Origin of the sequence: Phocaeicola faecicola, assembly GCF_013618865.1 — a bacterium.
Classification (GTDB): domain Bacteria; phylum Bacteroidota; class Bacteroidia; order Bacteroidales; family Bacteroidaceae; genus Phocaeicola; species Phocaeicola faecicola.
In genome coordinates, this window is record NZ_JABSOE010000038.1 from 15,330 (window position 1) to 42,205 (window position 26,876).

A 26,876-nucleotide genomic window follows, 5' to 3' on the forward strand; every position below is an offset into this window, starting at 1 on the left:
TATGAAAAAACTGGATTGGGATACTTGGGAAGAGATATGGGTGACGATTACCCGCAACAAGACTCGCAGTGTGCTTACGGCATTCGGAATCTTCTGGGGCATTTTCATGCTGGTGGCCCTGATGGGAGGGGCACAGGGCATGCAGGACATGATGGCCCGCAACTTCGAGGGCTTTGCCACAAACTCCGGTTTTATGGGAGCCATGAACACCAGTAAGCCTTACCGGGGATTTCAGCAGGGAAGAAGCTGGAGCCTGGAAAACAAGGATGTGGACCGCATCCGGCAAATGGTTCCGGGAGTGGAGGTGGTAACGGCTACGGTAGACAACTGGGGAGTGAATATCGTGTATGAGAAGAATAAGATATCGGGTACCTTTAAGGGGCATTATCCCATTTATGACTGTATCGAAGAACCCAACATCATCTGGGGGCGTACGCTGAATGACATCGATGTGCAACAGTTGCGCAAGGTGTGTGTCATCGGTAAACGGATTTATGAGACGCTTTTCCCGGAGAAGGGAAATCCTTGCGGAAAATATGTGGAGATCAACGGTATATATTATCAGGTAGTCGGAGTGAACGCGGCTGTGGGAAACATGTCCATCAACGGACAGGCGGAGACTTCGGTGGTCATTCCTTTTTCTACCATGCAGCAGAATTACAACTGGGGTACGCGGGTCAATATGTTGTGCTATACCGCCAAGAAGGGATATACCATCAGTGAGGTGCAGAAGCAGATTGAGCAGGTAGTGAAGCAGGCGCATTACATTCATCCGGAAGACGAACAGGCATTGATCTGTGTGAATGCGGAAGTCATGTTTGGCATGATGGACGACCTGTTTACGGGAATCCGTATTCTGGGATGGCTGGTAGGACTGGGTACGTTGCTGGCCGGAGCAATCGGGGTCAGCAATATTATGATGGTAACGGTGAAGGAAAGAACTTCGGAAATCGGTATCCGCCGGGCAATCGGAGCCCGTCCGAACGATATTCTGTATCAGATTCTTTCGGAAAGCATGGTACTGACGGTGCTGGCCGGAATGGGAGGCATCAGTTTTGCGGTATTCTTGTTGAATGCTGTGGAACAGGCAACTTCCTCTCCGGGAGCCATTAATCATTTTCAGATCAGTTTCTGGGGAGCCATCGGTGCCTGTGTGCTTTTGCTGGTGCTGGGCGGCCTGGCCGGACTTGCTCCGGCGTACCGGGCCATGGCAATCAAGCCCATAGAGGCTATCCGGGATGAGTGAGAAACGAATGAAAAAGGCACAAAAACAGAAACTGGAGACTTGAATACTTGAAACGGACTCATATTAAACTTTGAATAAGACATGCAGACAATTCTGATTGTGGAAGACGAGAAGAGGGTGGCCGATTTGTTGAAAATCGGACTGGAGGAGAATGGCTATCAGACCATGGTGGCCTATGACGGAGCCATGGGACTTCGCCTGTTTCAGTCGAATGTGTTTCAGCTGGTCATATCCGATATCATTCTTCCGAAACTGGACGGCTTTGAGTTGTGTCGGGAGATACGCAAGCTGAACGAAAAGATTCCGGTACTGATGCTGACGGCATTGGGATCGGCCGATGACAAGTTGGATGGCTTTGATGCCGGAGCCGACGATTACATGGTAAAGCCATTTGATTTCAGGGAGCTGATAGCCCGCGTGAAAGTACTGTTGAGGCGGAGTGCGGAGACGGTGGCGGTACAGCCGGACCAGATTGTCTATGCAGACCTTTCCATCAACCTGAAACTGCAGGAAGTGAGACGGAAGGACATTCTGGTTAAGTTGTCTCCGAAAGAATACAACCTCCTGTTGTACATGGTGGAGAATGCCGAAAAGGTAATCAGTCGTGTGGAAATTGCCGAAAAGGTATGGAACACGCATTTTGACACCGGAACCAATTTTATTGACGTATATATCAATTACCTGAGAAAGAAGATAGACAAGGAGTTTGATACAAAACTGATTCATACGAAGCCCGGAGTCGGTTTCATATTCTCGGATAAGTTATGAAGATAAAAACCCGATTGACTTTGCAGAATACCGGAGTGATTGCTACGGTATTCCTGTTGTGTATGGTATTGATTTATCTGGTGAGCGAGCATACGCGCAGCCGGACTTTTTTTCACGACCTGAAGAAGGAGGCGGTAACCAAGGCGCATTTGTTTCTTCAGGAGCAGGTGGACGCACCTACCATGCAGTCCATTTATCTGAATAACCGTAAATTCATCAATGAGGTGGAGGTGGCTGTCTATACCACCGATTTCCGGATGCTGTATCACGATGCGATTCAGAATGACATCGTGAAGGAAGACCGGAAGATGATTGATGACATCTTGAAGAATCGGGAAATCGAGTTTTATGTGGGCGACTATCAGGGCGTGGGAATGCTCTATTCCTGGGAGGGAAAAACGTATGTGGTCACGGCTGCGGCCTACGATGGGTACGGATATGATAACCTGGGAGAATTGCGGAAAACCTTGCTGGTGTTGTTCATCATCGGCCTGACCCTGCTGTTTGTGGTCTGTTATTTCCTGGTACGGGCTTCTCTGAAACCGATCCGTGACATTGTCCGCGAAGCAGAGAGCATGACGGCCCAGCATATTGAAAAGCGTTTGCCGGTAAAGAATGAGAAGGATGAATTGGGGGAACTGAGTACGGCCTTCAATGACTTGCTGGAACGGCTGGAGGTTTCCTTCAACTCCCAGAAGATGTTTGTCAGCAATGTCTCACACGAACTGCGTACGCCGCTGGCAGCCTTGATGGCCGAACTGGATCTGGCACTGCAGAAGGAGCGGACCGTGGAGCAGTACCGGACAGCCATGGAGAATGTACTGCAGGATGCACGGCGGATGACCCGGCTGATTGACGGACTGCTGAACCTTGCCAAGGCCGATTATCAGAAGGAGCAGATCAAGATGCAGGAGATTCGTCTGGATGAACTCCTGCTGGATACCCGGGAGTGCATTCTGAGGGCACATCCAGATTATCACATCGAATTGCTGTTCGAGCAGGAGGCGGCGGAGGACGACCGCATGATTACGGTCATGGGCAACCTCTACCTGTTGAATATCGCATTCTCCAATCTGATTGAAAACAACTGCAAGTATTCGGCCGACAAGTCTTCGTTCGTACAGATTTCCTATTGGGACAAGTGGACCATTGTCCGTATGTCGGACGACGGAATCGGTATGTCGGAAGTCGACAAGCAGAACCTCTTTACCTTATTTTATCGGGGAGAACAGGAAAAGACGATTGAGGGACACGGAATCGGTATGGCGCTGTCGCAGAAAATCATCCGCCTCCACGCCGGTAAGATCGGAGTGCATTCCGAGCAGGGAAAGGGGACGACTTTCGTCATTGAACTTCCTCACGTGTAGCCTCGGGAAGGTATATCTTGCCGTTTTTTTGCAAGAGCTGCTCTTCCGAAAGCAGGAAAGAGACTACTTGGTCGGCTTTTTCCTGTTCGGCTTCCGTCCGGGCAATCAGCTCGGCATAGGACAGAGGCTGAGCCTGCAGCAATCCGCAGATCTTCTCGCGCAGGTTGTCGAATTCGCCCTGCCGCAGTCCGGAGCGATGTTTCTCCAGACAGACATCGCAGTGACCGCAGTTGTGTTCGTTTTTTTCTCCGAAATAGCGGAGCAGTATCCGGCTCCGGCAGTGCAGGCTGCTGTCTGCATATTCCAGCATGGCATGAATCCGTTTTTCGTAACTGGCCTTCCGGTCTTCGTAGATTTCTTTCCGCAGGATGATGCGCGAGATATCCCTCCGCTCGCAACTGTAGATGATGTATGGCGTCTTTTTACCGGGTATGTAATGAAGAATCCGTTTCCGGCTCAGTGAAATCAGGATGTCGTACACCTGCTGGCGAGTAAGTCCGCTCCGTTGTGCCAGGGTATCTTCGTTGATGTACGCATATTCGCTGAAAAGTCCGGTGTATGAACGTAGCAATACCCGGATCAGTTTCTCTGCCTCGGCACTTCCTTCATGGATGCGGTAAAGCTCGTCGCGCTGCAGGGTGAATATCACCCGCGATGCATTGTCCTGTTCATCGGTGTACTCCAGGTATCCGGCCTGAGTCAGAATTTTCAGGGCACTGTCTACCTGGATGGGGAAGTGCTTGAAATTACGGCAGAACTCATCGATGTTGAAGGCATAGGTACAGCCCAGGCCATCTCCCATTGCCATCTGGTAATAGTAGTTGATGTGTTCGTATACTTTCAGAATGTATTCCTTCGGGGGGAAGGTATCCGAGATCCGTTTCTGCAGGGCAGCCTTGTCGCTGCGGGCATACAGTAGTACGGCATACGCTTTTTCCCCGTCTCGTCCGGCCCGGCCGGCTTCCTGGAAATAGGCTTCCGGAGAATCCGGAAAATCCAGATGCACCACAATCCTGACATCGGGCTTGTCAATTCCCATACCGAATGCGTTGGTGGCCACCATTACCCGGTGGGTACCTGCAAGCCAGCTTTTCTGCCGCTCGTCTTTCGTGGCATTGGTCAGTCCGGCATGGTAGTAAGTAGCCGTAATCTGATGTGAATTCAGCAACTGGGCCACCTCTTTCGTTCCTTTCCGGTTGCGGGTATATACGATGGCAGATCCCTCCACGTACTGCAGAATGTGTATCAGTTCCTCTGCCTTGTTTTCGGTTTTCCGTACGATATAAGCCAGATTCTGCCGTTCGAAGCTCATCCTGAATACGTTGGGTTCACGGAACTGAAGTTTTTCCTGGATGTCTTTCACCACCTCCGGTGTGGCCGTTGCCGTAAGGGCCAGTACCGGTACATCGGGCAGGCAGGTCCGGATTTCGGCAATTTTCAGGTAGGCAGGACGGAAATCATACCCCCACTGGGAGATACAGTGTGACTCGTCGACCGTAATCATCGATACCTTCATGCTTCGCAACTTGTTGCGGAACAGGTCGGTGGAAAGCCGTTCGGGAGAGATGTACAGAAACTTGTAATCGCCGAAAATGCAGTTGTCCAGCGCAATGCCGATTTCTTCCCGGCTCATTCCGGAATAGACGGCAGTCGCCTTGATGCCCCTTTCCTTCAGGTTGCGTACCTGGTCTTTCATCAGGGCAATCAGTGGGGTAACCACCAGGCACAGTCCCGGCTGTGCCAGTGCGGGCACCTGGAACGTGATGGACTTTCCTCCTCCGGTAGGCATCAGTCCCAGTGTATCCTTTCCGCTTCCGATGCTTTCGATGATTTGCTCCTGGATGCCCCGGAAGGAATCGTATCCCCAATATTGCTTCAATATGCGCTGATAATCCATAGTTTGAAAAGTAAAAAAGGCGGATGTGCTCCGCCTTTGCCATTAATAACGGTTGGGTTTGATATCTTCTATCTGCAACTGTATGTCCCCACGCTTGTGGGTATTTTCTTCAATGGTATAACAAATGTTGAACGACTGTTTGGTCTTGATGTACCTTGCCTGGGAGCTTTGTCCGAAGGCGATGCCGTTCATGACATTGTTCGACTTGTTGTCCACCAGTTCCAGTTTGATGTGCTCCTGGTCACGCCCTACCACCTTGCTCGTACCATAGTCGTACACGTTCAGCGTGGCGAAGATGGGTTTCAGGTTGTCGGGACCGAAAGGACTGAATTTTTTCAGGTCGAAGAAGAACTTCGGCGTAATGTCCCGGAAGTCCAGCTGGGCATTGATGTCAATCGTTGCATTTGTCTGTTCGGGCAGGATATGCTCGGTGACGTATTCTTCGAAACGTCGGGTAAACTCAGCGACGTTTTCGACCTTCATCGACAGACCGGCCGCATAGGTGTGTCCTCCGAAGTTCTCCAGCAGGTCACGGCAGTGCTCAATGGCCTTGTATACGTCGAATCCGGAAACCGAACGCGCCGAACCGGTAGCCATGTTTTCGGTCCGTGTCAGTACAACGGTGGGGCGGTAATAAATCTCGGTCAGTCGGGAAGCGACAATTCCGATGACCCCCTTGTGCCAGGCTTCGTTGTAAATGACGATGGAACGCTGCTGGTCCAGGCTCTCCAGGTTGTCTACAATGCGGTTGGCCTCTTCCGTCATGTTTTTGTCGAGGTCCTTCCGGGTTTCATTGTATTTGTTGATGAGATTACTCTTCTCCAGGGCCGTCTGGAAATCCTTTTCAATCAGCAGGTCGACTGCCTCCTTTCCGTTCTGTATGCGTCCCGAAGCGTTGATGCGCGGTCCGATTTTAAAGACGATGTCACTCATGTTGATTTCCCGCTCCGAGAGTCCGCACACATCAATGATGGCCTTCAGACCGACACTCGGGTTGGAGTTGAGCTGCCGCAGTCCATGGTAAGCCAGGATACGGTTTTCTCCCATCACCGGTACGATGTCGGAAGCGATGCTCACGGCTACCAGGTCCAGGAGAGGTGTCAGCTGACTGACATCGATTCCATTGTTGAGGGCGAATGCCTGCATGAATTTAAAGCCGACCCCACATCCCGAAAGGTGACTGTAAGGATAAGTCGAGTCAAAGCGTTTCGGGTTCAGAATCGCCACGGCCGGAGGAAGCACCTCATCGGGTACGTGGTGGTCACAGATAATGAAGTCGATGCCTTTTGATTTGGCATACCCTATTTCTTCCACTGCCTTGATACCGCAGTCGAGTACGATTACGAGTTTCACACCCGTTTCATACGCATAGTCTACCCCCTTTTGTGAGACTCCATATCCTTCGTTGTAGCGGTCGGGAATGTAATAGTCGATGTTGGAATAGAACTGTTGCAGGAACTTGTATACCAATGTGACGGCAGTGGTTCCGTCCACATCGTAATCGCCGTATACCAGGATACGCTCTTTCCGTCCCATAGCCTGGTTCAGGCGCTCCACGGCCCGGTCCATGTCCTTCATCAGGAACGGATCGTGCAGTTCACTCAATTGTGGCCGGAAGAACCGTTTGGCTTCGGCCGCAGTATTGATTCCTCTCTCTTGCAGCAGTCGGCAGAGAATCGGACTGATCCCTATGTCTTTAGCCAATGCCCTGGCTGCTTCTCTTTGTTCTTGAGTAGGAGGTTGATAATTCCATTTGTAATTCATTATATATATTTTTTCTTTTTTTCTGTTTTATGAGGAGTGTTTGCAGCTTGCTTTATCCGGCCCTGACAACACTCGGGCTTTCTCTTGAAAAGAAGGCCTATTCAATCTGTAAAATTAGGAAAAAAGAAAGAAAAAACGGCTAATCCCTGTGATTAATTTTCAGGGACCAGCCGTTTCCTTATTTATATTTATTCTATATTAACGAATTACAAGCCCAATTTTTTAGCGATGTCAGCCGGGATTGCATCTTTGTGAACCAGAATGTTCATGGTTTTGTAGGCAGCGAATGCTTTAGAAGCATACCATACACCTTTGTATTTTCCTTCAGTACCCCAAGAGTTCTTTACCATGAAGTATTCTTTTCCGTTCTGGTCTTTTGCGATACCGTAGATTACCATACCGTGGTCGTCAGTAGTTTCCCAGTTGTCGAAAGCTTCCTGTCTCATTTCCTGAGTCACAGTGATTTCCGGAAGCGGTTTGCTGGTCAGTTCTTTCCGTTTGTCCACTGAGCTCATGCCCAACCAGTGAGCCATGTCCGATCCGGTCAGTTCGGCACCTCTTGCAGCATCCGGACATACAGCGATACCGTCACGGGTGAATCCCTGTTCACTTACGTCGGCACCCCATGCAAATGTATAACCGGTTTTGATGGCGTTGTCCATTACCGCTACCAGTTCATCGATAGGCAGGTTGTATGACAGTGCGTTGCGCCAGTTGTCCTGTACTTCTACATTGAACTGAGTATAGAACGGATGATGTGTATAAGAAGTCAGTGACACGTAATCGTTCATGTTCAGTCCCAGTACTTCGTCGGCAAAGCTTCTCGGAGTATAAGTCTTTCCTTTGTATGAGAATTCTTTCGGACATTCTCCCAAGTAAGTGTCATAGATCGCAGTCACGCCATTTTTCCATACCGGTGACAGTTTCTTGTAGTTGCCTTTACCGATAGCCTTTACATAAGCCTCAGCTACGGCATCCAGTTCGTTGTGGTTAGGAAGAGAATCACCGTACATAATGCCTGGCATAGCTTCCTGAGGAACCATTCCGTATTTTTCGTAGCATACTACAATGTCTTCAAAGCTTCCGCCCGGAGCGAAAGAAGCGTCTCCGTGGTAGCGGACATAATTTACTGCACGTTCTTCCATTGTCTTGTGTACCACAAACATTTCAGACAAGTCAAACTCACCTTTTCCCTGACGGAGCAATTCTGCTTCCAGGAAACCGATGGCTGAGAATGACCAGCATGTGCTGGAGCGGTTCTGGTCTTTAATGGAAGTAATCGGGTTTTCCTTTACTGTAGTGAAGATGAAACCTTCTTCTTTTTTGTCTTTTTTCGGAGCTTTGGCATATACGCCGCTGAAACAAACTCCCAAGGCTAAAACTGCAATAAATTTGTTCATTTCTTTTGTTGTTTTTATTTGTTATGATGAATATTATTATGATTATGCATTCATGAACTGTTCCACTTCCTCAAGGGTAATCGGAATCCGTTTTTCTCCGGTGAATCTTGATCCGTCCGGAGTAATCAGGATATCGTCTTCCAGACGGATTCCACCGAAGTCCTTGAAGGTTTCGATGACATCGTAGTTCAGGAAGTCGGTGTGGAGATGTTCGGCTCTCCATTTGTCGATCAGGGCAGGAATGAAGTAACATCCCGGCTCGTCGGTAATGACAAAACCTTCTTCCAGGCGTCGTCCCATACGCAGGGAGGCCAGTCCGAATTGCTGCGACGGACGGACTTCGTCATCGTATCCCACATAGTTCTGTCCCAGGTCTTCCATATCGTGTACGTCGATACCCATCATGTGTCCCAGTCCGTGTGGCATGAACAGTGCGTGTGCTCCTGCGGCAACCGCTTCTTCCACGTCTCCCTTCATGATGCCCAGGTCTTTCAGCCCCTGAGCCAGTACCTTGCATACATCCAGGTGTACGGACTGATAAGTCACTCCCGGACGTGCCAGTTCGAGGGCACGGTCATGGCAGGCCAGCACGACGCTGTAAACGTCTCTTTGGCGGGAAGTGAATTTGCCTCCTACCGGAATGGTACGGGTATGGTCGGAACAGTAATTGGTGGTACTTTCGGCACCGGCATCGGTCAGCATCAGCCGTCCTGCCTCCAGTATGTGACTGTGGTCATGATTGTGCAGGGTCTGTCCGTTCTGTGTAAGGATGGTGGCAAAAGATACCATGTTACCGTACGAAGAGGCAATACCGTCCAGGACACCTGCGATATACTGTTCGGAAACTCCCGGCTTGCACAGGCGCATGGCTGCCGTGTGCATCTCGTATCCGATGTTGCAGGCCTTGTCGATTTCTGCAATTTCGCACGCTTCTTTTACCGAACGCAGGGATACTACCGCCTTGATCAGTTCTACAGATGCATGCTGGCGGGTCATTGAGGCACGTACTCCGGTCAGTTCTTCCAGCAACAGCATGTTGTCATAGCGGTAAGGAGGCAGGAAATGGATTTTCCGTCTTTGTGAGATGGCTTTTCCCACCATGGTTCTCAACTGTGAGAACGGAAAACTCTTCTCTACTCCCACGCGGGCTGCCAATTCCTTGACACTGGGCTGGGGACCCATCCAGATGATGTCATCCATGGTCACATCGTCTCCGAAGAAATACTCTTCTCCGGCATCGATATCGATGATTCCGGCATATCCGGGATGTGCATGTCCGAAGAAATACAAGAAAGAACTGTCTTGACGGAATTTATAAGTATTGTCAGGATAGTTGGCAGGGGCTTCATTGTTTCCTAAAATCAATATAATGCCGCTGCTCATTTTTTCTCTTAAAGCCTGACGTCTTTTCTGGTAGATTGAAGATTCGAACATAATGCTATCTTTTTGTCGTTCTTTGATTGGATTTGTTGCAAAAATAGGAAAATTCACTCAAATACTGATGATTTTAAGAAAAATAATACTTCTGCAGGAAGTGCGGCAGAAGTATTATCGGCTTTGTGCATGGTTTCTTCCGGCGGATATTCAGTTGCAAGCTGCAGTGACGGGAACGCCTCAGCTTTGTGCTCCGGATTATTTTTGATTCTGTTCCGGTGCAGGTGCCGTCTTTTCCAGGTATTCGGCCTTATACTGGGTAGGAGTCTTGCCGGTATACTGTTTGAACAGGGTACTGAAATAACGGGCGGTCGAAAATCCGGTCTGGTCTGCAATCTCACTGAAATTCAATGAGGAGTTCTTGATCAGCAGGATGGCCTTTTCCAGCCGGTATTTGTTGATGTACTCATTTGCTCCCATACCGGTAATTTCTTTCAACTTATTGTAAAGCGATGCCCTGCTGATACCGATTTCCTTGCACAAGAGAGGAATGTCCAGTTCTACATTGGCGATGTGTTTCTCCAGACTGTGATTCAGCTTTTTCATAAACTGTTCGTCTCCGGAGCTGAATGTGCTTTCATAAGGTTGTGGTAACACTCCCACATTATGATAATGGGCCTTGATCTGCTCCCTGGAATACAGCAGGTTGTATATCGTTTCCGTCAACTGGTCTATCTCGAATGGTTTTTCCAGATAGGCATCGGCTCCAAGTTTGTAGCCATACGATTTGCTCGTTTCGTTGCATTGGGCAGTGAGCAGGATAATGGGAATATGACTGATTTCAGTATTTTCCTTGACAGCCTTACACAGCTCAAATCCATTGATATAAGGCATCATTATGTCGCTGACGATGATGTCAATTTTTTCTTTTTTCAGAAGCTCAAGTGCCTCTTTTCCATCGGATGCGGTATGTACGGACTTGAATAGGTCTTTCAGTTCTTCCTGCAGAAAATCCGTCAGGTGCTGATTGTCATCTGCTATCAGGATATTCCATTGACGGAATTTTTCTTTTTCCATTGAGGGGGTAGGGGGATTGTTTTCTTCAATCTTATCCGCACCCATTAATTCATTCAGGTAGGCTTTCGGCTTGCAGGTCTTTTCGCTGGGAGTAAGGGTGGTAGGCAATTTGATGAAGAAGGTAGCCCCTCCTTCGTCATTGTCATAGGCTCCGATCTCTCCATGATGCAGCTCAATCAACATTTTGGCATAAGACAGTCCGATGCCGTTTCCTTCTCTGTTCGGGGTCCCCTGATAGAAGCGTGTAAACAACTTGGCTGAGTCAAGTCCCTTGATTCCACAGCCCTGGTCGGACACAGAAATTTTGACATACTGTTCTGACGGGAAAAGCTGAGTGCTCACCCGGATAGTGCTATGCTCAGGACTATGTTTCAGTGCATTGATCAGTAAATTGCTGACCACAATCATCAGTTTGTCCTGGTCGTAAACGACTTCGGTGATATGAGGGTCCAACTGGAACGAAAGCTGAATGTGTTTTTCATTGCCTTCATCCATGAAATCCTGCCCCGTCTCTTGAATCCACTGGTTCAGAGGGTATTTGTCGAAGATAAATTTGCTTTCTCCCACTTCCATCTTGCGTATATCCAGTACCAGATTAATCAGGTCCTTCATCCGCTGCGTCTGTTTGTAGATGCGTTTTAAGGTAGAATAATTCGAATCGTCGGGAGGCAGATTCTTTATCAGCCGGTTGAGCGGTGTGTAAATCAATGTCAAGGGAGTTCGCAGTTCGTGACTGATATTTATCAGGAACTGTACCTTCTCTTTATACACATTCTGTTTGTGAATGATTATCTCTTTTTCAAGTTTGCTTTTTTGGCGCTTTACAATGAAAAAGGGTATCATAATGAGTATCCCCAGGACGGTGGCTGCCCATGTCAGTGTAAACCATGCGGACTGATACCAGGGAGGGGTAATGGTCAGGGTCAGAACCTTTTGCGGTTGTGTCCATGTGCCCTCCTGAGTATTGTAGCTCACCCAGATAGGATAGGTACCGACCGATAATGTAGGAAGAACCAGTTCTGTAGAATAACTTTCAATGGAACTGTTTCCTATTTGGTATTTATAGATTTTAGTTCTTAAAATATCTTCACCAAATGGCATGATCCTGATTTTGATGTTCTTGCTGTTCCACGGTATCTGAACCTGCATCTTCTCAATGCGGTCCATCCGGTTTTCTCCCCCTATGGCAAATCCGATCAGGTGCAGGTTCGGTTCTGGGGAAACCTTCCGGGGCAAAGCCTCAGGGTCAGCACAAAGCAATCCGTTTACACCTCCCAGGTAGATTTTTCCAGAGCGGGAAAGCAGGCGTGCCTTGCAAATGTATTCGTTGGAGATAATTCCGTCCGATTCGTCGAACAGGGCAAACTGCCTGGTTTCCGGCTGATAAGTGAACAGATTGTTCTCCGTGCCTATCCATATCCGGTTATCTTTGTCGCATAAAACGCTGTAGACCTCGTGAAAAAGTGGAGTCGGTATACTTTCATACTGTTTGCTTTGCGGATGATAGGCCGACAGTCCGGATGAAGAGCCGATCCAGAATACTCCTTTGGGGTCTTGCGTGATTGCATTGATCTCATTTCCGTCATTGAACTGATAGATTACTTCTACCGCCTTGCTGTCTCTTTTAATCCGGTAAATGTGATCTAAATCGTGCAAGTATATGCCTTTTTCGTTCTGTTTGATGGTACTGATCATTGTATTCAGTTCAATGGAGTCCGGTTTCTCGATGACTTGCAACTCATCTTTCCGGATGTCGTAGCGATATACCGGATTGCTGAATATAAGTACCGAATGAGGGGTCTCCTGGAATACATTTACCGACAGTCCGGTGTATTTCAGCCTTTTATTCAGACTGGGGATGTCGTCCAGGAACGGCCGTTTAGTGCCGGTTTTCTTATTGAATAAAAACAGACCTTTGGAAAATACGGAAATGATCAGTTCTTCCTGGCTGTATCCGCAGATGGACACTATTTTATCTCCCCATGTATTGGGATAATGCTGAAACGTTTCATTTTCCGGATTCAGTTTGTTGATTCCTCCTCCGTCTGTACCTATCCAGATTTTGTTCTCTACCGAATCTTCGTACAGGCAGAGTACGGTATTTTCACTCAGCCCTTTGTTGTATCCCAGAATGACTCCCGTATAGGTTTTCATAGAGACTTTCCGGATATTGATGAGGCCGCCCCGGTTGCTTCCGGCCCACATATCCTTGTTGTTCGGGTCTTCATGCAGGCACAGGATGGTATTGACCGGAAGAGAATGCTCGTCTCCCGATATGTGTTCCAGCACGGATATCTCTCCCGTTTCCGGATTAAGGATGTTGATCCCTCCTCCGTCCGTTCCCATCCATATCAGTCCGTCGCTTATGGTAATGTATAAAATGACGTTGCAGTTGAGCCGGGAATTCTCTGTGGTATAATGCGCAAGCAGTTGCCCGTCTTTCGAATAACACTTCAGTCCCTCGTTGTAAGGAGAGAGCCAGCAGTTCTGCTTGCTGTCTATTTTCATATCGAGGATGTAAGCGTCTTCACACAGCCTTATCGGGGTGATTTTCCGGTGCTGCAGATTTACCCGGTACATACCTTTCTGCCGGTCGATGCAGACTATTTCCTCGTCATTCAACAGCTGTATGGATTGTATCTGATATTTTTCGGTTGCCGGTAATGTGAGAATTTCTGAAAAGCGGTGTGTCTCATAAGTATATTTATAGATTTTCCTGAAACTTCCGAAAATAATTCCGTCCTTGACCTTGCAGGCTGACTGTGCGATTAAGGGATGTCCGTTGAAGGCAGGCACCGAGAAACGGTCGTAGTTCAAGGAATATTTTGCGATGCCTTCAGCAGTAAGTACCCATACCTGTTGTTCATCGTCTCCTATGATGTCTATAATCCGGTTGCTGGGCAATGAATCTTCCCGGTTGAACGCATTGTAAGTTCTGATAACCTTTCCGTCGTATCTGATAATGCCGTTTTGAGTGCCTGCCCATATAAATCCATTTTCTTCCGAATGTATGCAGTTTATTTTGGGCGGTATTCCATCTTGCAGGCTGATTTGCTTAAAACTATAGTTCTTATTGTCGGCTCCCTTCAGCGAAAAGCATAAGGAAAGCGTCAGAGATAAAATAAAAACTATCTTTAGTTTTATAAATCCATTCATAATTCTTGTGTTATTATATAAGCAAATATAGTAAAATAATCTGATTTAATGATTCTTAAATGAAAAAAGAAGCGGGACGCATCTAAAAATGGCTCATAATGCATCCAAAATTGAATATTAGTTGTTTTTGGAGGTTATTTAGCCAAGTTTGGAAGTCCCTTATTGTCTGAAAATCTAATTTTGGCCGCGAGTAGAGATACTCGCATGAGATTATTGTTAATTCCTTAATTATTTAATATCTATGAATTATAAAAACATTTCAAACATCGGGAAAAGTGCAACCTTGCGCGACTTGAAGTGTTGCAGAATGCTCCCTGTAGTATTAGGTGGCCTGGTGGCCGTAGGAAACCTGGCATCTGTATCGGCTGTCGGTAATGCGTCTACGATATCTGTTCAGCAACAAAACATAACAGTGAAAGGTAATGTGGTAGGTACGAACGGAGAGTCACTGATCGGAGTGAATGTGCTTGAAAAGGGGACTTCCAACGGTACGATTACAGACTTTGACGGTAATTTCTCCTTGTCTGTAGCTCCTGGGGCAGTCCTGGTTTTTTCTTATATCGGATATGAAAGCATTGAAGTACCTGCTTCACAGGCAAAGGACATGAAAGTGGTATTGCAGGAAGATACCAAAAAACTGGAAGAGGTAGTGGTAATCGGATACGGTGCCGTGAAGAAGGCTGACCTGGCCGGATCGGTTGCTGTACTTGATAATAAAAACTTCAAGGACCAGCCGGTAACACGTGTGGCCGATGCCTTGCAGGGACGTGTGGCCGGTGTGCAGGTAGAAAGCAGCGGAGTTCCCGGAGGTAGTGTAAAAATCCGTGTGCGCGGATCCGGTTCTGTCAATAAGAGCAATGACCCGTTGTATGTAGTGGATGGAATTGTACGAGAAAGTGGTTTGGACGGTATCAATCCGGAGGATATCAAGTCGATGCAGGTACTGAAGGATGCCTCTTCTACTGCTATTTACGGTTCCCGCGGTTCGAACGGAGTGGTGTTGATTTCTACAAAAACCGGTCAGGCCGGAAGAACCCAGATAACCCTTGATGCTTCTTTCGGTGTTTCGAATGTCTATAAGCGCTACGATGTCTTGAGTCCGTATGAATATGCTTTGGCCCTGAAGGAAGTAAAAGGTACTGATTTCTCTGAAAAAGAGCTGAATGCGTATAAGGACGGCACATCCGGTATCGACTGGCAGGATGAAATCTTCCGTTCAGGACTTACGCAGAACTATAAAGTGTCAGTGAGCAGCGGTAATGAAAAGACACAGTATTATATTTCCGGTAACTACATGGGACAGACCGGTGTGGTAATCAATTCTAAGAATGAACGTTATCAGGCTAAGCTGAATGTGACTTCCGATGTGACTCCATGGCTTCATGTCGCAGCCGATATCAATGCCTCTCACAGTCTTCGCAAAGGAGGAAATTTTGCTACCGGTAAGGAAAATCCGATCTGGATTGCGCTGAACTATTCGCCTACCATGACGATGATGGATGACAACGGCAACTACAATAAGGACCAGTATAATGCCATTGCCAGCAATCCGGTGGGTATTTTGAATCTGCACGGAGGAGAAACCATGGCGAATGTCCTGAACGGTTATGTTGACCTTCGTTTTAATCTGCTGAAAGGGCTGACGTTTACTTCTACAAACGGTCTGGATTACAACGATACGAAATCTTACTCATTTTCTTCTACCCGTGTGAATCCAAGTAACGGAATGGGCAATACCGACCTGTACAGTATGATGCTGCAGAGTTCAAACAACCTTACTTACATGGGGCAGTGGAACAAGCACTCTCTGACCGCAACGGCTGTATATGAGGTGACAAAGCGCCAGGAACGTACCATGGGAATTTCCGGCAAAAACCTGTTGACGGAAAGTGTAGGATGGTGGGATGTCAATATGTCACAGAGTATTTCGGCCAGTAACGGAATTACGGAATGGGCATTGATGTCTGGAGTAGGACGTGTATTGTATAATTACGACGAGCGTTACTTGCTGACTGCGACTTTCCGTGCCGACGGTTCTTCCCGCTTCAGTAAAAACAAATGGGGATATTTCCCTTCAATTGCTGCTGCATGGACCATCAGTAATGAGAAGTTCATGAGAAACGTATCAGCGATACAGGATTTGAAAATCCGTTCCAGCTATGGTATCGTGGGTAATCAGGCCATTAACCCGTATTCTACTTTGGGATTGATGGCAAAACTGAAATACAATTTCGGTACTGCCAATGATTATACCGGATATTGGGCTGCGGATATTGCGACTCCAGAACTGACTTGGGAAAAGACCCGCCAGTTTGATTTGGGAGTAGATTTCTCTCTGTTTGACCGTCGTCTGAATGTAAGTGTGGATTATTTTAATAAACGGACTACGGATGCCTTGCTGCAGAAAACCGTGCCGGGATATAAAGGTGGCTCTACTTATTGGGTAAACGACGGTGAAATCAGTAATAAGGGTGTGGATATCTCTATCAATGCAGCCCTGATTCAGAATAAGAATTTCAGCTGGTCGACTACATTGAACGGAACTTATCTTAAAAACAAGGTAGAAAAGCTGGCTGGAGGTGAGAACGACTTCTTCTTCGGTTCCAAACCGGCTGCCGGAATGGTGGATGAGGCGACCATCATCAAACCGGGATATGCAATCGGTTCGTTCTACGGATATGAATGGACCGGACTGGATAAAAACGGAAATGATACTTATCTGGACCGTGACAACAACGGAGTCATTGATGGTTCCGACCGTACCGTAATCGGTAAGGCAACGCCTGACTTCACTTTCGGATGGAACAATACCTTGACTTACAAGAACTGGGACCTGAATGTATTTGTGAACGGATCGTTTGGGGCACAGCGCCTGAATCTGGTTCGTTTTACCATGGCTTCCATGGTGGGAGACTCCCGTTTCGTGACATTGAGAGAGGCTTATTTCAACGGTTTCGATAAGGTCGGCCAGGGTGCTGAATATCCGAGTCTGACCGGTTCGGGCAACAATTATCAGGCTGTATCTACCAAATGGATGGAAAATGCAGATTACGTCCGTCTGGAAAACATCAGTCTGTCGTATACCTTCCCCCGCTCAATGACCAAGTTTGCCGATATCCGTTTGTCGTTCAGCTGTCAGAACCTGTTCACGATTACCGGATATAAAGGATTGGATCCGGCCGGTTCTACCTTCTCGACTTCGAATGTCGATGTGGATGCCGGTATTGATATGGGAGCTTATCCTACTCCAAGAACCTTTACGTTTGGAGTACGTATGAATTTCTAATTTATAAATCGAATTGTAGCTTATTATATAGTTGAAGTATGAAAAATAATATATTGTTAGGATGTCTGTTGTCTGCAGCGGTCTTGTCTACTTCCTGCAGTGATTTTCTGGATGAAAAACCTCAGGGTATGTTGATTCCTGAGAATTATTTCTCCACTCAGGATGAATTGAACATGAGTGTATATGCATTGTATAATAAAGTAAACGCTTCGCAGACTTTTACGAATATGCAATATCCTCACTGGCAGGGGGATGATATTACTACCAATCCGGGAAGTAACAAGCAGGCTGCTGCCGAATTGGATAGGTTTGCTCCGACTAATTCCAATAAAGGAGTGAAGGACTGCTGGAACCGTCATTATGAAATTATCAAGGCTGCCAACATGATCATTAACAATGGTGGAAAAACCCCGACCACGGAAGAGGAAAAGAATGTGGCAATCGGTCAGGCGCGCTATTGGAGAGCCTATGCTTATTTCACCTTAGTCCGCCTGTTCGGACCTCTGCCAATGAATATGGATAACGTAAATGATGATTTTACGCTGGAACTTTCACCAGTAGAAACGGTTTATAAGTATATTCTGGAGGATCTGGAGGCTGCTGAAAGTCTTCCGTCATCTTATTCGGCTGCTCCCCGTTTCATGAATGGAGTCAATGTGTATGTGACACAGCAGGCAGTCAAGTCGACTCTGGCGGCGGTATACATGGCAATGGCAGGATGGCCTTTGAACAAAGGGGCAGAATATTATGCAAAAGCTGCTGATAAAGCATTGGAGGTTATCAGCAAAGAGAGTGAATACGGCCTGGAACTGGACAATGATTATAAGAATGTGTATGCCATGAGTAACAATTATAATAAAGAAACGGTTCTGGGAATTAACTACTCACCGATTGTAGACTGGTCTCAGGACTCGCAGCTCACTTCTTGTAATGTGTTTGAGTCTCTTGGTGGCTGGGGAGACGGCTGGGGTGAAATCCGTTTTTGGAAACGTTTCCCGGAAGGCCCTCGTAAAGATGCCACTTATGATCCGAAAATCCTGTTGACAGACGGAACACTGGTAAACTGGTGGGACAAAAAGCCGGATGGCACTCCTTATGTCAATGAATATCATCCGATGTTCAGCGTATTTACTGTCAACTGGGATCCGGTAACCAAAAAGAACATCGATGCTCCTTATGATTATAAATTACCTAAAAGCCAGAATATGTGTAACGGACACCGTCATCGCCTGATCCGTTATTCTGAAGTCCTTTTGTGGTACGCTGAGGCTGCAGCACGTAGTGGAAAGGGAGACATGGCAATGGCTAAACAATGCTTGAAGCGTGTAAGAGCCCGCGCAGTCAATTCCGACCAGGTGAATACGGTAGATGGAGTAGCCATCGATAACATGTCCAACGAGCAGCTGGCCAATGCAGCTTATCAGGAACATGGATGGGAAGTGGCCGGTTACTGGGTAGCACTGGTTACCCGTCGCAGCGACCAGTTCCGCATGAATGAGTTGAAGAATACATTCGCAGAACGTGCAGAGAATGCGCCTGTGGAAATAGTCTCCGGGGTGACTGCAACCGAAGGAGTCTTGCTTGTCAATAAGACCTGGAACGACGATCTGATGTATTTGCCTTATCCGGATACGGATTCACAGAAAAATCCGAATTTGAGACGTTGATATAATCCGGTAATGTCCACCGGTCATCTCTTGAAAAGGACACTCATAGAAAATAGAAATTAGTGCTCATCTTATCAAAAGAGCTGCATCTACATTTATGTATGATGCGGCTCTTTTTTTTGTCTGTCGGGGTAGCCGTAGGTGTAACGGTTGATTCCCTCTGACTTTCAACAACCGGCAGCACATGAAAAATACGCTGTACAGTCATGTCAGAAAACAAACTTCAGTTTTGTTTTCTTGGTATGAAGAAAATCGCTATATTGGAAAAGAAAATAAAATGGAATAATTTCTGAAATGAATTTACTAAAAAGTTATCTTTGCATGTCTAAATTCTTGTAGCCTATGGATTGGGATATTAAAAACACTGGTTTGGTCCTTGAAGGAGGAGGTATGCGTGGCGTATTTACCTGTGGCGTATTGGATTACTTTATGGAACAGGGGATCGAATTCCCTTATGCAATTGGCGTTTCTGCCGGAGCTTGTAACGGACTTTCTTATCTGTCTCATCAGAAAGGCAGAGCCAAATACAGTAACATCGATCTGTTGGATAAATACCATTATATCGGACTGAAATACCTTTGGTATCAGCACAGTATTCTGGATCAGCGTCTGCTGTATGAACTTTTCCCGGAAGAGATACTTCCGTATGACTATGAGGCTTATTTCCGGAATCCTACCCGTTTCGAGATGGTGACCACCAACTGTGTGACGGGACGTGCCTGCTACCTGGAGGAGAAAAAAGACAAGTTCCGGTTGCTGGCCATTGCCAAGGCTTCCAGCAGTCTGCCTTATGTCTGTCCCATCACTTACGTGGACGGTAAACCGATGCTGGACGGTGGAATCATCGATTCCATTCCTGTCTTGAGGGCCATGGAACAGGGATATGAACATAATGTGGTGGTGCTGACCCGTAACAGGGAATACCGGAAATCGGAAAAGGACATCAAGGTGCCCCGTTTCATCTATACCCGCTATCCTCGTCTGAGAGTGGTATTGAGTAATCGCTGCAAGGTATATAACCAGCAGCTGGAAATGGTGGAGCGTTTGGAAGATGAGGGCAAGATCATTGCAATCAGACCCGAGAAGCCGGTTCAGGTAGACCGCATAGAACGGGATACGAAGAAGCTGACAGCCCTGTATGAGGAAGGATATGCCTGTGCGGAGAAGGTCATGACTTCCGCTTTTGGTAGCAAATGATAAATTGCGGATAGACAGAGTGACGCTTGTGGAAAGCGGTCATAATTGATGTGGAAGTTTTTTATATCGATTGTTGATATATCCTGATGAAAAAGGCCGTTCCTGCTGGAACGGCCTTTTCGTTTATAGTATCATAACTTATTTTGCAAAGCTTACTGCGCGGGTTTCGCGGATTACCGTAATCTTCACCTGTCCCGGATAAGTCATCTCATCCTGAATCTTCTTGGCGATTTCGGTAGACAGGCTTTCTGTCTGCTTGTCGTCAATCTTGTCGGCACCTACGATGACACGCAACTCACGGCCTGCCTGGATGGCATACGTCTTGGTGACTCCCGGATAAGACATAGCCAACTGTTCCAGGTCATTCAGACGCTTGATGTAGGCTTCTACAATTTCGCGGCGAGCTCCCGGACGGGCTCCTGAGATTGCGTCACAAACCTGTACGATAGGAGCCAGCAAGCTGGTCATTTCCACTTCGTCGTGGTGAGCACCGATAGCGTTGCAGATGTCAGCTTTTTCCTTATACTTCTCAGCCAGCTTCATACCCAGCAGTGCGTGCGGCAATTCCGGTTCTTCATCGGGCACCTTACCGATATCATGCAACAGACCGGCACGTTTTGCCTTTTTGGGGTTCAGACCCAGCTCAGAGGCCATCACGGCACACAGATTGGCTGTTTCACGCGCATGCTGCAGCAAGTTCTGACCATATGAAGAACGGTATTTCATCTTACCGATGATACGGATCAGTTCCGGATGCAGACCATGGATACCCAGGTCGATGGTAGTACGTTTACCGGTTTCGATGATTTCGTCTTCTACCTGCTTGCGTACCTTGGCTACCACCTCTTCGATGCGGGCCGGATGGATACGTCCGTCGGTTACCAGCTGGTGCAATGCCAGACGGGCGATTTCGCGGCGTACCGGGTCGAATGCAGAGAGTACGATAGCTTCAGGAGTATCATCTACTACGATTTCCACTCCTGTTGCAGCTTCCAGGGCACGGATGTTACGGCCTTCGCGTCCGATGATACGGCCCTTGATTTCGTCCGATTCAATGTGGAATACCGTAACCGAGTTCTCAATGGCTGTTTCAGTAGCCACACGCTGTATAGACTGAATGACGATTCGTTTCGCTTCACGGTTGGCAGTCAGTTTCGCATCGTCCATGATGTCATTGATGTACGACTGCGCCTGAGTCTTGGCCTCTTCCTTCAGGGATTCCACCAGACGTTCCTTAGCCTCTTCAGCCGAAAGGCCTGACAAAGCCTCCAGCTTCTCGCGTTCCTGCGACTGCAACTGATCCAGTTCTTCCTTCTTCTTCTCGATGATTACCAGCTGGGCATCCAGGTTTTCCTTGATAGCCTCATTCTCGTTGCGTTTGCGCTGCAGTTCCTCGTTTTTCTGGCTCAGCACCATTTCACGCTGCTTCAGCTTGTTCTCCGCCTGCTGGATTTTCTGGTTGCGTATGGCCACTTCCTTTTCCAGGTCCGCCTTTTTGTTGAGGAATTTTTCCTTTACTTCCAACAACTTGTTTTTCTTCATTACCTCGGCTTCTGCTTCCGCCTCTTTGATGATCTTGTCATATTTCGATTTCAAGCCATACTTGAAAAAGTAATATGAGAGTGCCCCTCCTAACAGAAAGGCCACAACCGTTAATATTACTGTTGTCAACATTATAATTTAATTTTTAATATAAATAAAAAACGCACAATGGAAATCAAGCAATCGCCTGATGCCAATTGTGCGCAAAACCACTTTCTTATATATCTAAAAAATTGACAGGTCTGACTGAAGCTAGTCCATTTCCTCTTTCTGTCCGATGCAGGCTTCTACATCCTCCAGCAGCCTTTTGATCCTTTCCTGATAGGGGAGCGTATCGTTCCGGTCCTTCAGAAGCTGATTTTCATAAGCCAGGTCCAGTGCAACCATCGCCCAATACTGTTCGTTGGAGAAATTGGGGAATGCACCTCGGTATTTGTTCAGTTTATTGTCAATCTGTTTGGCAGCATTCCGGTAAAACAGCTCCTCGTCGCGTTTGATGTGGAGCGGATACCGTTTGTTGTCAATCAGCAGATGTATTCTTAAGCTGTCGTCCATTATGATTCGTTTACTTAAATTAAATTCATTCATTCAGCAAAGCGATACATTTGTCGACTTCACGCACTAGCTTCGCCAACCGTTGTTTCGTATCTCTGAGTTCGTTGTCATTGACACTGATTATGCGAGCCGCTTTCAAATTCGTATATTTGATTTCCAGTTCTTTATAACTGTTCTTGCAGCCTTCCAACTGGTCCTCTTTTTCAGAAAGAAGTTGCCGGAGAGAGGCATTTTCCTGCTTCAGCTTTTCGTACAAATACATGAAGTGTCTCAATTTACCTTCAAAGGTGTCGAGTAACTTTTTGTCTTCTTCCGTCATTTTATACTAAAATTCTATACAAATATAATGGATTAGAAATAAACATGAAAATTTTCGGGTAATATTTTTTTAATAGGTTTGTAAACGTTTTCTGTTTAAGAAAGTACCTCAAAAAGCGCGGGGTGTTAAAATTGTTTGGATTTTAAGTATTTCTTCCCCTGTAATGTGATAAACTGTTAAATCAGCAGCGGGTCTCATTAAACCTTTTTCTTTGTATGGCATCAAATCGTAATCGAATGATTTTAGCTTGAAAGATACAGTAAACAATGAAAAAATGGGTTATGGGGATGCTGCTGGTTTGGGCAGCTACGGATGCTTTCTCGGGGAATGCGGACAATAAGAACAGGATTACCGGAAGTGTGATAGATGGGGCGGACAAGTCCTCAATCATGCAGGCTACGGTGCAGATACTTTCCTTGCCCGACAGTGCGATGGTGGCAGGAAACGTGTCTGACATGAACGGTAACTTCCAGCTTTCCGTACGTCCGGGAAAATATTTGCTGAAGGTTTCATACGTCGGATATACTCCGTATTTTAAGGAACTGGTGGTAAAGCCGGCTCCCAGTCGGGTGAATGTCGGTCAGGTAATTCTGGAATCGGATGCCATCATGCTGGAAGGAGCGGTGGTGGTGGCTCAGGCTCCTGAGGTGACGGCTGTGGCAGATACGCTGGTCTACAGCAGTTCGGCATATCGTCTGCCTGAAGGTTCGGCACTGGAGGAATTGGTGAAGAAACTTCCGGGAGCGGAGATTGACGATGATGGAAAGGTAACCATCAATGGAAAATCGATTTCAAAGATTATGATTGACGGTAAGGAGTTCTTTGCCGACGATCCAAACGTGGCATTGAAAAACCTGCCGGTAAATATCATTGATAAGGTAAGGGCGTACGACAAGCAGTCGGACATGGCACGTATGACGGGTGTGGACGACGGAGAAGAAGAAACGGTGCTCGACCTGAGTGTGAAGCCAGGCATGAACAAAGGCTGGTTCGGTAATGCTGATGTGGCCGGTGGCTCGAAGAACCGCTATAGCGGCAAGTTACTTGCCAATTATTTCCGTGACGGCAGTCAGCTCACCATCATCGGGTCGGCCAACAACGTCAACGACAACAGCTTCCCGGGAGGTGGCGGCGGATTCCGCCGGAAAGACAACGGACTGACAGCCATTAAGATGGGCGGTCTGAACTTTGCGACAGAAAGCGAGAAATTTAAGTCGGAAGGTAGTGTGAACTTTAACTATAAGGATGCCGACCAGGTGAGCAAGCAGTCTTCTGAAACGTTTGTCTCTTCAGAAAGCAGTTCGTTCAAGAACCTGATGAAACGGGCCAATGACGAGAATACCAACCTGGTAGCCGATTTCCGTCTGGAGTGGAAACCCGACACGATGACTACCTTTATTTTCCGTCCGCGCGTCAGTTACGGCCTGACGGATAACCTGAGTGACGAGAAGTCGTACACTTTCAGTCAGGACCCTGGATATGCAACCGACGAACTGCTTTGGGCAGAGGATATTACCTCGCTGGTTCCGGAAGAAAACGTACTGAACCGTGTGCTGAAAAATTCGCTGTCGCATAAAAAGACAGTGAAAGGAGGGGGTTCGATGATTGCCAACCGCCGTCTGGGAACCGCCGGACGGAACATCACTTTCCGGGGTAAGTTCAATTATACCAATCAGGATACGGAACAGTCTTCTATCTCAGAGACGGAATATTTCCAGAAAACCCCGGAGGAACGCTGGAAAATCCTGAACCGTTACATCACGACTCCGACGACTACGCGCGACTACAGTGCCAGCCTGACTTACAGTGAGCCGATTTTCAGAGGAGGGTTCCTGCAGTTCAGCTATAACTTCCAGTATAAGCACTCTTCAACCGAAAATTCGACTTATGACATGCCCGAAGGATGGCTCATCAGTGACGGATGGGGAGACGGCAGTCAGGGAGTTTATAATAAGGATTTGAGCAAGACGGCGGTATACAAGTATTATAACCATCAGGTGGACGTGACTTTCCGCTGGATCCGTGAGAAAATGCGACTGAATGCGGGTGTGTCTCTGCAGCCGCAGCGTTCGAACCTGACTTATCGGAAAGGCGATTATGATATCGATACGGTAAGAAACGTGTTTAATTTTACGCCGACCCTGGACTTCCGTTACAATTTCTCGAAAACCAGTCAGTTGCGTCTTACTTACCGGGGAAGAAGTTCTCAGCCGGACATGCTGGACCTGTTGCCTATTACGGATGATACGGACTTGCTGAATATCAAGAAGGGTAACCCGGGACTGAAGCCTTCGTTCACCAACGAACTGCGCATGATGTTCAACCGCTTCAATGCGGAGACGCAGCGGGGAGTGTTCTCGCATTTCCAGTATCAGAATGAACTGAACAGTGTGAGCAGCCGCAGAACGTACGATGAAAATACCGGTGGATATACGACGATGCCGGAAAACATCAACGGCAACTGGAATTTGTTCGGTATGGTGGGAACGAATACGGCGTTGCGCAACAAGAAGTATACCATCAATACGTTTACCCGCTGCCGTTATCAGAATATGGTGGGATACATCAGCAGCGGACAGGCCGATGCTGAAGAGAACGTGACGAAGAGTCTTTCGCTGGGAGAGCGTCTCAGAGGAACTTACCGTAATGACTGGTGGGAGTTGTCCTTGAACGGTTCGCTCGACTATTCGCACTCCAGAAATAATTTCCAGGAGCAGAATAACCTGGATACTTACCAGTTCTCGTACGGAGCCAGTACCAATGTCCGCTTGCCATGGAACATGAATATTTCGACCGACCTGTCTCAGAACTCGCGGCGTGGATATGTGGAAAGTGCCATGAATACCGATGAACTGATATGGAATGCGCAGATTTCACAGGATTTCCTGAAGGGTAATGCGGCAACGGTCAGCGTGCAGTTCTATGATATCCTGCGGCAGCAGAGCAATATCAGCCGTACCATCAGTTCGGCAATGCGTCAGGACACAGAGTATAATGCCATTTACAGTTACTGTATGGTGCATTTCATCTATCGCCTGAATGTCTTTGGCGGAAAAGGAAAGGGACCTGGACCTGGACGGGGAATGGGACACGGCCCGATGATGCCGCCTCGTCATCATTTCTAAGTCTTCCTGGAACTGTTGGAAGAAAATAGAATACGCTGTATGCTTGTGGTTTTGGGAGCATACAGCGTATTTTTTTGTCCGGCGAGCAGAGGATTGGGCCGGTCTGCCTTTAGGTGGTTGAACTTTCCAGCGCAGGTCGTCCGACCCTCATGGCGGGGTTGTTTGACCCTGATACGGAGGTCATACAACCTCCGTATCAGGGTCAAAGAAAATTAGAGCCCAGGACGGGAAATTCTTCTATGAATGAGGCGGAATGTTTGTAAGCATTCGGCAAACTACAGGTATTAAACCTTTATATACAACAATAGCGACTGTCACTATGAACCTAATAGTATATCAGTCGCTATTGTTTTGTTAACCCCATATGTTACAGTTTGTATTAGTTACAAGATTTCTCCTTTTGTTTTGTCAGTATACATTCCGGATGTTTCAACTTCCATTTGTGTGGAAGTAGATTCAAAAGTTCTTTTTGAGTTGCCTTTTTGTGATAAGGCATTTGTGCGATCACATCGTTCAGGTATACCCTGGGATTTACATCGTGTGCCTTACATGTGGCCAGCAGAGAACATATGACAGACATGTTAACCGCTGCTTCGTGATTACCACAGAAGAGAAAATTTTTTCGGCTTAAAGTAATGGGCCGTTGGACGTTTTCCGCCAGATTGTTATCCCAGTACAGGCGGCCATCGTCCAGGCATCTCATAATATTATCCCATTTGGTATAGGCATATGTAATGGCCTTGCCTGTCAAAGAACTTGGACTGTATTTAATCCCTTCTGTCTCCATCCATACCTTCATTGCCTCCATGATTGGCCTGGACAGTTCCTGACGCGTCTGTCTGCGCTCATCATATGACAGGCCGGCTTCGTCACACTGGCGTTCTATTTTATAGATATGCTGTATCTGAGTCAGTGCATGTTGGGCCATCTCCCTGTTTTCATCCAAAGCCTGCTCAAAATGACGGCGTATATGCACCAGGCAGTTGAGTAGCCGCACGTCGGGGTTGGTCTTGAAGGCTGTTTCATAACCTGCAAAACCGTCACATTGAAGATATCCCTTGAAGTTATATTGATTTGCCAGGGATTCGATGACCGCTCCGGCCCGTGAGCCTCCGTCGTAATGAAAGATGACCAGT

16 protein-coding genes are annotated in these 26,876 nt (G+C 47.2%); 7 read left to right on the top strand and 9 right to left on the bottom strand.

Translation table 11 applies throughout. The features are described from left to right. Position 1: 1 nt before the first annotated feature. From H3001_RS11345 to H3001_RS11355, 3 genes are all read left to right on the top strand, one after another. Positions 2–1,246, top strand: a complete 1,245-nt coding sequence (locus H3001_RS11345) for an ABC transporter permease (RefSeq protein WP_181214972.1) — start codon at positions 2–4, stop codon at positions 1,244–1,246. Between the two features lie 81 nt (positions 1,247–1,327). Next, positions 1,328–2,014 (top strand): response regulator transcription factor, encoded by a 687-nt coding sequence (locus H3001_RS11350; protein ID WP_181214973.1) that lies wholly within the window; start codon positions 1,328–1,330, stop codon positions 2,012–2,014. Beyond that, positions 2,011–3,381 (top strand): HAMP domain-containing sensor histidine kinase, encoded by a 1,371-nt coding sequence (locus H3001_RS11355; RefSeq protein WP_178245559.1) that lies wholly within the window; start codon positions 2,011–2,013, stop codon positions 3,379–3,381. Before H3001_RS11350 ends, H3001_RS11355 begins: the two co-directional genes overlap by 4 nt. On the opposite strand, the gene H3001_RS11360 is transcribed toward H3001_RS11355, so the two are convergent. The 5 genes from H3001_RS11360 to H3001_RS11380 form a co-directional block, all read right to left on the bottom strand. After that, positions 3,359–5,278: a RecQ family ATP-dependent DNA helicase gene (locus H3001_RS11360; protein WP_178245557.1), complete on the bottom strand. Its 1,920-nt coding sequence runs from the start codon at positions 5,276–5,278 to the stop codon at positions 3,359–3,361. The genes H3001_RS11355 and H3001_RS11360 overlap by 23 nt on opposite strands. Before the next feature lie 42 nt (positions 5,279–5,320). After that, the gene (recJ, locus tag H3001_RS11365) at positions 5,321–7,042 is read right to left on the bottom strand and encodes a single-stranded-DNA-specific exonuclease RecJ (RefSeq protein ID WP_178245555.1); all 1,722 of its coding nucleotides are present in this window, start codon (positions 7,040–7,042) and stop codon (positions 5,321–5,323) included. Between the two features lie 206 nt (positions 7,043–7,248). After that, on the bottom strand, positions 7,249–8,442 hold the full coding sequence (locus tag H3001_RS11370) for a C1 family peptidase (RefSeq protein ID WP_178245553.1): 1,194 nt from the start codon (positions 8,440–8,442) through the stop codon (positions 7,249–7,251). Between the two features lie 42 nt (positions 8,443–8,484). After that, positions 8,485–9,876, bottom strand: a complete 1,392-nt coding sequence (locus H3001_RS11375) for an aminopeptidase P family protein (protein ID WP_178245550.1) — start codon at positions 9,874–9,876, stop codon at positions 8,485–8,487. 198 nt (positions 9,877–10,074) lie between these two features. Continuing rightward, the gene (locus tag H3001_RS11380) at positions 10,075–14,049 is read right to left on the bottom strand and encodes a response regulator (RefSeq protein WP_181214974.1); all 3,975 of its coding nucleotides are present in this window, start codon (positions 14,047–14,049) and stop codon (positions 10,075–10,077) included. 241 nt (positions 14,050–14,290) lie between these two features. On the opposite strand from H3001_RS11380, the gene H3001_RS11385 reads away from it, so the two are divergent. The 3 genes from H3001_RS11385 to H3001_RS11395 all read left to right on the top strand — a co-directional run bounded on the left by H3001_RS11385 (position 14,291) and on the right by H3001_RS11395 (position 20,199). After that, the gene (locus H3001_RS11385) at positions 14,291–17,335 is read left to right on the top strand and encodes a SusC/RagA family TonB-linked outer membrane protein (protein ID WP_178245547.1); all 3,045 of its coding nucleotides are present in this window, start codon (positions 14,291–14,293) and stop codon (positions 17,333–17,335) included. 38 nt (positions 17,336–17,373) lie between these two features. After that, positions 17,374–19,002 carry a RagB/SusD family nutrient uptake outer membrane protein gene (locus tag H3001_RS11390; RefSeq protein ID WP_178245545.1) on the top strand — a complete coding sequence of 543 codons (1,629 nt, stop codon included), beginning with the start codon at positions 17,374–17,376 and terminating at the stop codon, positions 19,000–19,002. A gap of 342 nt (positions 19,003–19,344) precedes the next feature. Beyond that, positions 19,345–20,199 (top strand): patatin-like phospholipase family protein, encoded by an 855-nt coding sequence (locus tag H3001_RS11395; RefSeq protein WP_178245543.1) that lies wholly within the window; start codon positions 19,345–19,347, stop codon positions 20,197–20,199. Positions 20,200–20,337: 138 nt separating this feature from the next. On the opposite strand, the gene rny is transcribed toward H3001_RS11395, so the two are convergent. From rny to H3001_RS11410, 3 genes are all read right to left on the bottom strand, one after another. After that, complete coding sequence (rny, locus tag H3001_RS11400) at positions 20,338–21,873, bottom strand: ribonuclease Y (RefSeq protein ID WP_181214975.1); 1,536 nt, start codon at positions 21,871–21,873, stop codon at positions 20,338–20,340. A gap of 120 nt (positions 21,874–21,993) precedes the next feature. After that, entirely contained in the window at positions 21,994–22,296 is a 303-nt protein-coding gene (locus H3001_RS11405; RefSeq protein ID WP_181214976.1) for a cell division protein ZapA, read from the bottom strand. A 25-nt stretch (positions 22,297–22,321) separates the two neighbouring features. Continuing rightward, positions 22,322–22,615: a hypothetical protein gene (locus H3001_RS11410; protein WP_178245536.1), complete on the bottom strand. Its 294-nt coding sequence runs from the start codon at positions 22,613–22,615 to the stop codon at positions 22,322–22,324. Between the two features lie 266 nt (positions 22,616–22,881). Between H3001_RS11410 and H3001_RS11415 the strand changes: the two genes are divergently transcribed. Next, positions 22,882–25,740, top strand: a complete 2,859-nt coding sequence (locus H3001_RS11415) for a TonB-dependent receptor (protein ID WP_178245534.1) — start codon at positions 22,882–22,884, stop codon at positions 25,738–25,740. A 379-nt stretch (positions 25,741–26,119) separates the two neighbouring features. Here the strand turns inward: H3001_RS11415 and tnpC are convergent. Continuing rightward, positions 26,120–26,876: IS66 family transposase (gene tnpC, locus H3001_RS11420; protein ID WP_181214977.1), on the bottom strand; the 757-nt coding region annotated here is incomplete at its 5' end.

Excerpts from the sequence above, each read along its gene's own strand:
- H3001_RS11345 (WP_181214972.1), top strand. The coding sequence starts at position 2 with ATGAAAAAACTGGATTGGGATACTTGGGAAGAGATATGGGTGACGATT.
- H3001_RS11350 (WP_181214973.1), top strand. The coding sequence starts at position 1,328 with ATGCAGACAATTCTGATTGTGGAAGACGAGAAGAGGGTGGCCGATTTG.
- H3001_RS11355 (WP_178245559.1), top strand. The coding sequence starts at position 2,011 with ATGAAGATAAAAACCCGATTGACTTTGCAGAATACCGGAGTGATTGCT.
- H3001_RS11360 (WP_178245557.1), bottom strand. The coding sequence starts at position 5,278 with ATGGATTATCAGCGCATATTGAAGCAATATTGGGGATACGATTCCTTC.
- recJ (WP_178245555.1), bottom strand. The coding sequence starts at position 7,042 with ATGAATTACAAATGGAATTATCAACCTCCTACTCAAGAACAAAGAGAA.
- H3001_RS11370 (WP_178245553.1), bottom strand. The coding sequence starts at position 8,442 with ATGAACAAATTTATTGCAGTTTTAGCCTTGGGAGTTTGTTTCAGCGGC.
- H3001_RS11375 (WP_178245550.1), bottom strand. The coding sequence starts at position 9,876 with ATGTTCGAATCTTCAATCTACCAGAAAAGACGTCAGGCTTTAAGAGAA.
- H3001_RS11380 (WP_181214974.1), bottom strand. The coding sequence starts at position 14,049 with ATGAATGGATTTATAAAACTAAAGATAGTTTTTATTTTATCTCTGACG.
- H3001_RS11385 (WP_178245547.1), top strand. The coding sequence starts at position 14,291 with ATGAATTATAAAAACATTTCAAACATCGGGAAAAGTGCAACCTTGCGC.
- H3001_RS11390 (WP_178245545.1), top strand. The coding sequence starts at position 17,374 with ATGAAAAATAATATATTGTTAGGATGTCTGTTGTCTGCAGCGGTCTTG.
- H3001_RS11395 (WP_178245543.1), top strand. The coding sequence starts at position 19,345 with ATGGATTGGGATATTAAAAACACTGGTTTGGTCCTTGAAGGAGGAGGT.
- rny (WP_181214975.1), bottom strand. The coding sequence starts at position 21,873 with ATGTTGACAACAGTAATATTAACGGTTGTGGCCTTTCTGTTAGGAGGG.
- H3001_RS11405 (WP_181214976.1), bottom strand. The coding sequence starts at position 22,296 with ATGGACGACAGCTTAAGAATACATCTGCTGATTGACAACAAACGGTAT.
- H3001_RS11410 (WP_178245536.1), bottom strand. The coding sequence starts at position 22,615 with ATGACGGAAGAAGACAAAAAGTTACTCGACACCTTTGAAGGTAAATTG.
- H3001_RS11415 (WP_178245534.1), top strand. The coding sequence starts at position 22,882 with ATGAAAAAATGGGTTATGGGGATGCTGCTGGTTTGGGCAGCTACGGAT.